This window comes from Wenyingzhuangia sp. IMCC45533, assembly GCF_054111225.1.
Genome location: NZ_CM134197.1, coordinates 1,097,493 through 1,110,264 on the forward strand (window position 1 = coordinate 1,097,493; position 12,772 = coordinate 1,110,264).

The following is a 12,772-nucleotide window of genomic DNA, read 5'->3' on the forward strand; positions in this document are numbered from 1 at the left end:
TATTTTATTGTCCTATAATAATTGAATCAGAATGTTTCAAAGGGGGATATTGTCGATTTATAAGATCTCTAATACTATTTTCAGAACTATCTACCTGGACATCAATTATTTGAGACTCTAGTCCATTTTCAAAAACTCTAAGTCTCGAAATATTTTTAAATAAGCTTCTATTTTTAAACTCAAATGTACTTACTTCAGTAGATTTAATATCAATATCATGTAAGTCAGTAGTAAATGTAGGAACTTTGGGTGGTGAAAATTTCAAATCTTTGGAAATTATTTCGAATATTGCCAGAAAAGCATCTATATTTCCCCAAATACTAGATGGACCTGCTTTTGGTACTTCTACGTTTAAAGGGTTTGAAGATCCACCTTCACTTCCCAAAATAATACCATCTTTTGTAGCAACCTTACTTGTCTTATGATTTATATTATTACTTCGTTCAATACCTAAAGTTCTACTAATACTACCGACCCAGTTTCTAAAACCTCTTGCTAAAGATTCTCCATTAATTGGCCAAGGACCTGGTCCAAAGGTCATGCCACCATCAGGATCAATTAACAACATAGGATTATTTCCCATTCCCAAATACGGACTTGCATACTGTCCTTTAGGATCCGTCGTCAACCATCTACCAATTCTGCTATCCCACAAGCGGAGTTCAAAAGCTTCTTTCCCTGTTTCGGGGTCTTTTTCTTGTCCTTGGTAGGCATAACGGTACTCATTATTTATAGTATTACGACTAGGCATGGGCATACCAAAAGGATAGTAATCAGTAAACAATGCAGGTAGTGTACTGTTTTTAGTAAGTACCACCCTCACATTTCCTAAATGGTCTGTTAACTCGTAACGTGTAGTGGTTGCACTGTTCGTTTTTTGGTACACACCCAAGCGTGATGCTCCGTAAATAGGTATTTCCTTTTGTACTCCATCTTTATAAATAGCTAAGGTACTTCCCGACGCATCTCTTATATAATGCTCTGTAAACGTTAAATTTCCTTCCGAATCATAAGATTCTTTACGTACTCTAAAACCTTTGTCGTTATAATAAAATTTTACTCGGAGAACTTCTTTTTCTAACACCTCTGTTACCAAACCACTTACATTGTAGATATACTTAATCCCTTCGTGTTCATTTTCTTCTAGCTGACCAATAACATTGTAACGGTACTGTTTATTACTGTCTTGCGATTTTAAGTCGTTATAAGCTCCTGCGTTTGTATTATTACTTACGTGGTCTGTTACATGCTTTAACTGGTTGGGCTTGCCTGCATCTGTATGGTACTCGTATCTAAAATCATCCATACTATTGGTAATTCCTTTGCCTGCATCTGTATATCCGTTTCTCTTTAAACTTTTTATATTTCCATTAACGTCATAAGTAATCCCAGACACTTTGTAATCATTCGTATGGCTATAGCTAGCGTTAGAATTTATTTTAACCATGTTGGCTTCTTGTAACCAATTGGTTTTATTGTCATACTCAAAGTATTGCCCTCTTTCTCCTCCGTGTAATGAAGCTGTTTGCCAACGGATAGATTTTATATTCCCATTAAATTGATCGGTCCCCAAATTTAGACTACTTAAATGATTATTATTCCTCTGATAATCGCCACTGTAATAATTGATAGACATTCCAAAAACATCTTGTTTTATACCATTGTCTCCATCTTCTCCAGGATCTTTACTTTTATTTAAAGAAGGGTGATTGATAGATTTTAATTGACCAGAAAGATTGTATACGTAATCTATTCCCTGCAAATTTTCTGCCAGTTCTATTCTTTTTAGTGCTCCTGTTTCATAATAATCATACCATGCTTGTTCTGTGAAGTTAACGTTATCTGTTGATGTTTGTACTAGTGTTAATTCTCCTACAATATCGTAAGTATACTTATGTACGAATAATTCTGTAGTACTGTGCTTTTGATAAATTATTTTTAAGACTTCGCTAGTAACAGGGTCGTATTCATAATCTATTGTTTTCAATCCCAAGCCATCAATGTATTGCACCATCCACTCTACGCGTCCGTAAATATCGTAGCTATACCACGTAATTGTAGTCTCTGGATTTTTAGTAAAGGTTTTACTTACATTTCCTGCTACAAAATGTTGTTGGTAATCTGCTGTAGGATATCCTATATTACTCAACTCTCCATCCAATATAAAATTATCCTTTTCATCGAATTTGGTAAATAATTGTTCGCTACAATCTGCATCTGCAAAATCATCTACATCATCAAAACAAGCTTGGTAAGTGTAAACATTATTTATAATTGCATCCAAATTATTTGAATTATTTGCGTCAAAAACATAACTACTACCTTTATATTCTCCGCTTTCTATAGGTCTTGCTAGTTTGTCGTAATGTGTGTAAGAAAATGTTCCTTGTAATTGTTGTTTCTCGTTTTGGGAAAAACGTATTTGTCCATCCTTTCTGTACTTAAACCACGACTTACCTTCATCTGGACTCTCTGACTCTAATAATTGTCCTAGTGAATTGTATTTATAGGTACTTGCAGAACTATGGTTTAGTTCCAATTTTGTTTTTAAGCTTTCTAGAGCGTTTGCATCAAAGCCTATGGGTTGAACTGATTTGATTAAATTTCCAGACCTATCGTAATAGTTTAAGGAGTAATCGTAGTAGTTTACATAATATTCTAGAGCGAATCCACTAGGATTTACCTTTTCTATTTGCCTATTGCTATTAATTCTAGCAAAAGGATTTTCTTTATCAATTCCTTTTACTGCTACCCTGTACAGTCCTGAAGGTAAATTAAGATTGTTAACTCCTGAAATAGGTGTACTTGTATGTTTGTCTTCTGTAATTAAGTTGTAAATTTCTATTTCATTATAATTTCCTAACAAATTTACGGTTCCACCACATCCCACAGGAATGTGTATATCTACATAGCCCTGCTCCCCTACAGGAGAAAGTACTTTATATTTTAATCTGCCAGCCAAATCTTCGTTTCCACTTTTTGCAGAAGCTAAAGTATTACCTTCGCTATCTTGAAAAACAACGGTCTCTATACCTTTTTCGTCTCTTACTACCGTTTTAGTTCCGTTTAAGTAATTAGTACTGAGCGTGGACTCATTAATTCGACTAACTTTTTTAGAACTAAAATAGTCGTAACCAAACACATAATGCATTTCCTGAGCTAAAGGCAAATTAAATGTATACCCATGAATCCAATCCTGATTTCCATTGATTGTTACCTTGTTTCCTCCAACTGTTTTTTTAACTTCTGTAGGCATTAAGTTACTGTAAACTGTTCTTGTGAACGGGTAGTTAGTCTTGTCCTGATACAGTTCGTCAGTGTTATTGTCACTATAATACCAACCTAAAGTATTTATTTGACTACCCACTGTATTAGGATTTTCTCCAAAACCTACGCTATTTGTACTTAAATTGTCATAATCGTTTATATCGTAATTACTCCCATCAACGTTCTTTACAAAATCTGATTTATAACCAAAATTTTGTCCAATAGGTGCTGCCATCGTATTAAAAACGGCCCTACCAAAACGGTCGTATTTCGTTTCTGTTGCCCATACTTTTCCTGTCTTTATATTCAGTACTTGACTTTGAGTTCCTTTTCCTATGGTGTTAAAATAAGATATGCTACTTGCTGTCAAACGGCCTAGAATATCGTAAGAATTGGTATTTACCCAGTTTAAATCATCTGTAGCTAAGCTTTGATTAACATCGTATTTTTGACCTATGGGCTCCGAGGATAAAGGAACTAGTACTGCTGTAAAAACTTTTCCACTTGTTGCCGAGAAGGAAAAACCAGGTTTTAAGGTAATTGTATTTACCGCCGTAATTGCTTTTGAAGATGGTTCTGGATCCGATAAAATTACTCGTCTTTGCTGAGAAAAGAGCACCGTACTTGACAAAATCAGTAACCAAAAACCGTATGTATTTAATTTTTTCATAGTCTAAATATTAATCTGTGAAATAGCCAAACTCTTTCGAAACATTTCCTTCTTCCTCTGTCAAAGGGTAACGACTGCTATTACTAAAAGGAATATAGTTAAAGTAATCAGTTGATCTAAAATCACTATGTGCCTTATTTAATGTTACTTTCATTTTCATATCAGCACGGAGACTTATTCCATTTCTCATCTCTATTCTACCTCTACTTGTACTTCCGTGATTAAATCGAGGATCTTCTGGTTCAAGAGCAATGCCTCCAAATTTGTTATGAAAACCAAATACATATATGTATATATTTTCTCCAACATTATTAAGCGTAACATCAAAATTCAAAACTGTTTGCAAATGCTCATAAAAGTGGTATGGAAAAGGTGCGTTTCTATGACTTAAAGAAGGACGAACCACATTGTAATTAGAAAAATCGAACATTTCGCTACGAGTCAAACGATTATTTGTAATCAAATATCCAAAATCAAACTCAACTTGATCGTAGGGAATGATTCTTCGTGAATCAGCATCATATAGTACTGGCAGGTTTTTTAATTCTATTTTAACGGGCAAATTCACGTTTTCTATGTAAGAATTACTTAGAGAATTAATTTTTAACTCTTGTACTGCCATATATGTGTTACGAAATCTATCTGACTCAGTAGTTGCATTGACCACAGAATGATATTCTGTTTCGTACTGATTAAATGTCGTACTCAAATCAACTACGCTGAGTTTTCTTTTCACTTGCAAATTTACAGTTACATTTTCACAATCTCCATCATTATCGCATACACTATACCCAAATGTATCATTACCTATGAATCCGCTACCAGGGATAAAAGAAAAATAATCATCTAACTTATTATTAGGAGTTCCGTTATCGATTAATGCAAACTCAATTGGTCTTCTTATATAATTCAACACTTTACCTTTAGGCTCTGAATTAATAACTACTGGGTTTGTCGATGATGGACCATCACCTCCAAAACTAACATTGCGAAACGGGTATATTCTAATCGAATCCATTTCACTCAACTCAACCGTATAATCTTCTACTACAGGTTTATATTCTTCTACCTTAATAACTACCGTTCCTCTATCGCAATTTCCTTGTCTATCACATATTTCGTATGTCGCGGCAGTTGTTTCTTCAATACTTGAGGCTGTGTACGTTAATACATCATCTAGTGGATCAAATGGAGTACCTCCGTCATCCAAACTTAAAACACCGCTTGAAGGCGAATTTATTATTCGTACAGACTGACATTGTGCACCGTTCGCTCCAAAACTATCGTTGCTTAATACGTCAAATCTCTTTGTCTCATTAGGTTCAAGTTTATACGTATCATCTAACGCCTCAGGAGTTTCTGTTGTTCTCACTTCTACAACCTGTTCGCTACTCTGAGCATCAACTTCGTTTTCATTTGTTCTACTTTTATTATGGTAGTTATAGTTATAGTCGTTTACTAGTTTAAATCCTCCTTTAACTGCAGCATGATTAACTACCTCTGAGTAGGTTTTACTTAAACGTCCTGCTTTGTCATATCTAAACTTAGTTGCCAAATTATTTGCTCCCAAAATAGCGGTCAGTTCGTCCGTAGCGTTGTCGTAAACATAACTAGTCATATTACTGCTGATGGGACACAACCTAAAATCGTCAAAATAAATGTAGTTATTAGAGGCATTATTGCTCACCGCAACTGAAATGCTGTGGTCTGCTCCTGTAATATCTACATATTTAACTAACTGTACCCAGCTACCGGCTTCGACTACTTCATCGTCAAACGGCAATAGACTTCCATCTAGGTTTAGTTTAACATCTTTTCTTCGCATACACTCTGTTTCGTACATCCAAACTGATAGTTTGTATTTTCCCGCTCGATGAGAATTGAATCCCGAGTTCTGAGCTCTTAGCTCTACTTTAAAATCACTATCACCTTTGTTTATTTTAAGCGCTCTTTTACCTGTATGAAATATATTAGTTACTTGATTCTGTGTTTTCTCAGAAACTCCTGAAACAAAACTATTTCCTTGACCATCTACTGATTCTGTATATTCCGCTCCCGAATAAAATACTTCGGAACTTCTAGCATTACTCGCAGCAATAGTTTTGCTATAATTATCTGCCATCTTAGATGATACATAATTTTCGTTGACATCTCGGGTTTCCACTGGTGTAGACCAATGCGTATATCTTGTTATTTCAGAAGTTTGCTCCCATTCTTGCTTTGTTTGGTTGCTGTTAATTGTCCAATTAAAATCGTTAGAAGTAAGTCTTAAACCGTAAGTACCCTCGTTAGTTAAGTCTCCATTCCATACAAAAGTCTTATGCTTTCTCCACACAGATTCTTGAGTTCCGTTTTCTATGGTTCCTTCTTTAGATACGTATTCCCAATCTTCATTCCACGTAGTCACATTAGCATCTATTGTTTTCCATGACTCTACAATTTCATTACCTTCTTTTATGTATATGGAAGTAATATCCATTGCATTTTGCGTTAACATGTTTTTATTTAACGGATTTTCTGTTTTTGCTTGCATACCTTCGTAAAAACGATAGGCAGGTATTTTTTCCGTTTTAAAACGCGTACCATCACTCATTTCTGACTCACTTCCTGTAAAAGATCCTAGATAGGGATCTAAATCTGTATAAGTTACAGACTTTACTAAACCAGTACCGTGGTTGGTTACTTTTCTCAAAAGATTGTTATGCTCCGTTTTTGTAGAAATGGACAAATATCTATCTACATCATTTATGCTTGTACTACTTTCATTGGTTTTAAATACTGATTTCATAGCCCTGAAACTTTCGCTTGTAGCACTTTTACTAGAATGTTCATTCATTAAGTAATCACCATTGATATATTCATTTTCTGTAATGGCAATTACTTGCTGCTCACTATTTAGTTCTTCTATAGATTTTAGCTGACCAATAATACCTGTGTTCAAGTGCAAGTCTATCTTTTTTGCTTCTACATTGTTAGCTCCTCTTTCGGTTATCACGTTGGCTTTAAAAATTTTATCTTCTCTACCAGTGTTAGATTCCATAGCCTCCATTGAAATATTTTCCCTAAAGATATCTATTACGGGTTTTAGTACATTATGTCTATATCTCGTACTAGAAAGTTTGTTACCATCTACATCTTCGTTAGAAACAGTTACGTACTCATACATAACACCTGGTGGCGGTACTTCTGATTGATAAGGCACATACTTTAATCCATCTACAGGTGCATAAGAGGTAATTCCCGAAGAAGTATTTTCTTTGATATGTGCTGGATAATTATAATCGTATGTTGTTATATACCTTTCATTGTCCGATGCTGTCGTTATCAGTTTTTTTACTCGCAAACCTCCTCCTGTTTCATTTTCTGGAACTCTTGTGGCTAAAAGCTTATATTTTAAGGCGTGCCTAGATAATGGGCCTCCTTGACTAACATAATGCTGTTCAGGTCTACCGTTAGTCTTAACTCCTCCCCCAGTGGCTCCAGTGGTCAAACTAAAAATCTTACCTATTTTATAATCTTTTACATGCCAAGGGTATTCTGTTACTGGTATGATTAAATTTTTAAACTCAACTATGATATAATCTGATTCAACTCGCTTTAGTTCAACATTATACTTGTCTGATGAAACATCTGAATTTAACATCATCGGTCTTTCCCAACTGCAAAATGTGTTAAAAGGTCCGCTACATGATTTTCTAGCGTAGTAATACCATAAGTCAAAATACAAATTATCTCCTCTACCAAAATAATCCTCAAAATTGATATTTGAACCTGGTTCATTGAAAATTTTCAATTGTACTATTTTATCATTTTCGCTCATTACTTGAAATCTTAGATCTTCCTCCCAATACCTCCTTGCAAAGGCCTCAGTCCAATAAGTATCTCTTTCGTAATCTATATCTATTTTGGCTCCTGTTGGCATTTTAACCTGCTTTAAACTCCAAAGTATAGAACGATGATGGGCTACGCCACCCTCATCAACCAAATCATCACCTTTGATAAATCCCCAAGGGTCCAGCTGGCTTTTACGCCATTCGTGATATGCTTGTCTGTCTCCACCATTTAGCCCTTCGGGAATATTAGGTTCATTTTCAAAATAATATTGATACTCGTATGGGGGGGCATAAGAAGCTCCCCCTTTTCCTTGAAAATCAACTTTTCTCAAAGTCAACTTTCCTCCGTTGGTATTCTTATTTCTAAAAATACTTGGAGAAGAAGGTGAGTTTTTTGCCAGCGCATAGTCATGCTCTAAATTTATAACCTCCAAAGCATTAGCTCTTATAAAGTCTTGTGAGATATCTTTAACATCCAACACATTGTCCTCTTGATGAATTTGGTATCGTAGATTTTCACCGTACTCGCTTTCAAAATCCTTAGAACTCCATTGCGGAGAATGTCCGCTATCAGGCCTATAAAAAAGTGGAGAGCCTGTCATGTACTTTCCTAAAGAATAGATTTCGTTCTCTTTAGATACTAAAGCAGCTTTATCGTTTTTAACCAAAACTATTTTATCTAACTTTAACGTATATTCTCTGGCATAGTTAACGTTGTTTTCTTTGACATCTATGGAAAATGTTTTATTTAACCCTCTATTATCTCCTGTTGGAGTTAGATATTTTCGTGTCGATCCGTCAGAATTAAATCCATTATTGATATTGTTAAAACGATATTTTACAGCTTGACCAACGGCATCATACCTAATATCCTTTACAAATAAAGCGGTATGCGTTCTCGTTTTTATCTTATCTAAATAATACAATTGTTTTCTACCAAAAGAGTAATAGCCGTAATCGTCGTCTTCTATTTCGTTAGACTTATTAGTATTATAATCTTGTACCCCTTGGGTGTAAGGAGTCCTCCAAACAAAACCATCCGTCCATTTTCCATAATCTAGCTCTACCCAATAACCATAATCTTCTTCATCTAACTTTTTGTTATTGTTTACATCAATATAATCTGGCCCCGTGATTCCTGTCAATAACCAGTGTGTAGCATATTTGGTGTATTGTCTCTTCTCACTAACGTGCCTGGCGTTTTGGGTTTCATCCTCACCCTCATTTAAAAGCGTCCTGTATACTTGTTCATAATGGTAGACGGGTAACGAAAAATGATAAACTTTTCCATCAGGCGACGTAATTTTGTAAGCACCGATACCATCTAACGAATATTTACCTTTATCATCTCGCTGGTTATCTGGTAAACTCGTGGAGGTAATCAACCCATCAGCATCTCCATCTTTAATTTGTTTGTTGGTAAACACTTCGATATAGGAAGGAGACTGGGCTCTGCCATAAGGATTATTAGCGTGAGTACCTTGGTTTGATGATGATACCAATGCATTCAATGTGCCTCCATTACCTAAATTAATATTGTCCCTTGCTGCTAACTCATTACTGGTAAATTGTCCGTCGAAGTAAAAATATAAATTGTCTCTAGAGCTTGCATTACTACCTATACTCCTCTTAGCAATGGCTGTAACATCATTCTCACTTCCGTGATGAAAAAAAGTATGCGTTTTTGTTCCACCCGATTTAGAGTTATCACCTTTACCAAAAATATTGATGTTCTGAAATATTTTGGGGTGTAGAGTTCCGCTCAACCCTTCCGCATTTACAATATAATCATCGTAAGCAACAAACGTAAAATTTGCTTTTTCATGTTTAGATTTGGTATCTGCAACGAATTCTCTTTCTCCTAAAGGTAAAGTTTGTTCATATGTATCCATGGACCTATTTCTGCTCTGGTAATCGTTAAACTGGTTATTCATCCTTTTTAACTCCCCTATCACGTTATTACCCCCATCATCATCGTCGTCAATAATGTCATAATAGTTTGATGAATATAAAGCTCCCCATTCTCTATTTTTATATCCTTTCCTTAGACTGTAAGTAACTTTTGTCTTATTAAAACCCAGAGATACAGGAATTCCTATTAATTGTAACGGCAATGTTATTCCTTGACTCTGAACATTAACACTAAAATCTCCTGATGAGAAACTACTCTGACTAAGACTTGCACCTCCTGATGTTGTAGCACCTTTAGATCCTACCTGTGAAGAGCTTACCGAAATTCCACTTGAGGTTAGAGACACTCCTGTGGAGGATGTAGCATTACCTTTATCATCCCTATCTGTAACTGTACGAATGTTAATTCCAGAACCTTTCCATTGATTCTTAGTTGAATAAGATAGACTCCCTCCTATACTTGTGTTAGACCCTTTTTTCCCATATTTCCCGCTAACACCAATGGAACCACCTTCTGCAGAAGAAACCGATACTGAAATTCCTTTCACATTGAGTCCTATAGACATATCTCCTGTGGATGAAATTGATGCCGAAGCCATTCCTATACTTGCACTCACAGATCCAGAAACTCCTCTATTTCCTCCCCAGTTCAAACCTACTCCTACTGATGCCCCAGAAGGTAAACCGACATCTACACTCACGCTGTAATAAGTTTCTGATTCCTTCATCGATATAAAATTGATGTTTGTACCACCATTCCAGTCATCAGCAGAACCGTTTAAAGTTCTATTAATAGCACCTGGATTTAGATACCAGCCTAATCCAACCCACGACGCATCCATATCACTTGTCACTCCTGCATGATAGGATAAACTTAATGGAAAATTCCCTTCGGGACTAGGAACGCTCATTAATGGCAAGACATAGGCCAAATCTCCGTTGGTTAAATTTACCATATCGGTAGCTTCTACAGACTCAAAACCCGCAGATTCAGGTGAACTTGGACCGTTATTGTTTGCATACAATAAATCGTAAGGCACAAACGTATTTAAAAAAGTAAACAAGAAAAACAAAGCGATGATTCTTTGTTTTTGATTTTTAATAAATGAATTTTTCATAGGTTGCTGTTCTACTAGGCATTAATGGACTCCAAAACGTGTTTGGAATTGTATTTTTATATTGTTCGACATCTAAAAAAATGATTCTCGGTGTTATTTCGAAGTTTCAGAATCACTCGAATTGATGTTTTTTAGTTTCTCAAAATTTAATTTTGGCTCTTGTTTTATAATCTTGGTGGGGATTTTAAACTTTACATCTCCTGTACCCAAACCCATATCTTTAATTTCTAAAAACAAGTGTTCTGCTTTTAGTTCTTCTTGATTAGCCTCATATACAAACATCATTTTTGTTCCGCTACTAACGCCATACATTCGTGGATAAATATAATCTACCAAACTCAAAGTGTCTCTTTTGTTAGTGTAGGCATATACATATTCTCCCATCCCAAATACCAATTGATTGACCATCGATCCAAAGTGTTGCTTGTTTCTAGGGACAGTACTCTGCAATTCTTGTTGGTTTTTAGAAAATGATAGATTGAAGTAGAGATACTGGCTGTAATGATTACGCAAACTATCAATCGCCTTTTTTGAATATTGGCTTAATGTTTGATTCACTAGTATATCTGTAGGTTTATAGAGTATAGAATAGTCTATTCCTTTAACCTGCTTTTTATGAAGATAGCCGTTGTTTTTGTCCTGCAAATATTGCCACAAGTCGTCTTCTGAATCAAATGTTTTTGACCCACAAGCTTGCAAACTTAAAAACACAATCAATATCGTTATAGACTGTATGACTTTTAAAAACTTCATAGCAATTGAGTTTTATTAAAGATAAAAGAGATGTTTTTCTTATAATTCTAGTACTACTTTGGATTATAATCTTTATTTAGAGATTCTAACACATCTTCTGTTAAATCAGCCCCTTCTTCTGCATACATAATATTCCCAGATCCCGTTGCTCCAAAAATAATAGCATACCCGTGATCTTTTCCGTAAGACTTTACGTAGTCGTTGATATCATTTAAAATAGTTTGTGTGTTTTTTTGATCTTCGCCTCTTAGTTGCCTTTTGACTGCTTCTTGATAATTATTAACTTGTTGTTGTTTATTAGCCAATAGTTCTTGCTTTAAAGCCAGCTCTTTTTTAGTCATTTTAGAGCGAGTCTTTTCGTAGTCTTGTAATTCAACCTGCCAGTTTTTTACAATACTATCAACATTAGATTGCATTTGAGTTGCCTTCAATTTAAAATCTGCTCTAATTTTTTCTGTTTTTTTGTAACCTTCAATCATTTGATTTACATCTACGTAAACCTGATGTTTTTTTGAAGATGATTGAAATACAAAAGTAAATAAGGCAAATAAAATGGCTGCTACTGAGATCAGTAGGCTCAAAGATTCTTTTTTCATATAGTTTTAGTTTAGCAAAACAAAAAAAAGCATTTATAATCAATAACTTACAATATCAAAATTAATTTAACATTAAATTAACATTGGTGAATGATAAATTTCACTCGATAAAAAAATAAAATCTATTTTTGAATAAAAGAATGACAATATATTATGAAAAAAATAAATGCTTTTAACTTACAAGAATTGTTAGTGGTTTTAGTTATTATGGGAATTTTACTATTACTAGCCGTTCCTAATTTAATGCCTTTAATTACAAAAACTAAAAGTATGGAAGCGCAAACACAACTAAAACATTTATATACCTTAGAAAAACAACATTTTTACTTACACTCGACCTACAGTGATGATTTTTCTCAATTAGGTTTTGAAGCTCCAAAGAGCATAACCAAAGGAGGTAATGCCAATTATGAGTATTCAGTTCAGAAAACGGCTAGCGGATTTGTTGCCAAAGCAACTGCGGTTGTAGATTTTGACGGAGATGGTGTTTTTAATCAGTGGCAAGTTGATCATCAAGAGGTTTTGAAAGAAACAACTAAAGATTAAACAATGCTTTTTTATTGTATTATTTTACAGATTCTTATTTTTCTATCTATTTTTTTTCAAGATGTAAAAGAGAGAAAA

Annotated in this window: 5 protein-coding genes; 1 reads left to right on the top strand and 4 read right to left on the bottom strand. The window is 34.7% G+C overall.

What is annotated here, in order from left to right; all coding sequences use genetic code 11:
- Positions 1–4: 4 nt before the first annotated feature.
- From ACXGQW_RS04840 to ACXGQW_RS04855, 4 genes are all read right to left on the bottom strand, one after another.
- Positions 5–3,937, bottom strand: coding sequence for an RHS repeat domain-containing protein (locus ACXGQW_RS04840; RefSeq protein WP_457823969.1), 3,933 nt, complete (start codon positions 3,935–3,937; stop codon positions 5–7).
- Positions 3,938–3,947: 10 nt separating this feature from the next.
- Entirely contained in the window at positions 3,948–10,799 is a 6,852-nt protein-coding gene (locus ACXGQW_RS04845; RefSeq protein ID WP_457823970.1) for an Ig-like domain-containing protein, read from the bottom strand.
- Between the two features lie 93 nt (positions 10,800–10,892).
- Positions 10,893–11,552, bottom strand: a complete 660-nt coding sequence (locus ACXGQW_RS04850; protein WP_457823971.1) for a hypothetical protein — start codon at positions 11,550–11,552, stop codon at positions 10,893–10,895.
- Between the two features lie 53 nt (positions 11,553–11,605).
- Positions 11,606–12,148 (bottom strand): OmpH family outer membrane protein, encoded by a 543-nt coding sequence (locus ACXGQW_RS04855; protein WP_457823972.1) that lies wholly within the window; start codon positions 12,146–12,148, stop codon positions 11,606–11,608.
- A gap of 153 nt (positions 12,149–12,301) precedes the next feature.
- Between ACXGQW_RS04855 and ACXGQW_RS04860 the strand changes: the two genes are divergently transcribed.
- On the top strand, positions 12,302–12,694 hold the full coding sequence (locus ACXGQW_RS04860; protein WP_457823973.1) for a type IV pilin protein: 393 nt from the start codon (positions 12,302–12,304) through the stop codon (positions 12,692–12,694).
- Positions 12,695–12,772 lie beyond the last annotated feature (78 nt).

Coding starts and splice junctions, on each gene's coding strand:
- ACXGQW_RS04840 (WP_457823969.1), bottom strand. CDS start 3,937: ATGAAAAAATTAAATACATACGGTTTTTGGTTACTGATTTTGTCAAGT.
- ACXGQW_RS04845 (WP_457823970.1), bottom strand. CDS start 10,799: ATGAAAAATTCATTTATTAAAAATCAAAAACAAAGAATCATCGCTTTG.
- ACXGQW_RS04850 (WP_457823971.1), bottom strand. CDS start 11,552: ATGAAGTTTTTAAAAGTCATACAGTCTATAACGATATTGATTGTGTTT.
- ACXGQW_RS04855 (WP_457823972.1), bottom strand. CDS start 12,148: ATGAAAAAAGAATCTTTGAGCCTACTGATCTCAGTAGCAGCCATTTTA.
- ACXGQW_RS04860 (WP_457823973.1), top strand. CDS start 12,302: ATGAAAAAAATAAATGCTTTTAACTTACAAGAATTGTTAGTGGTTTTA.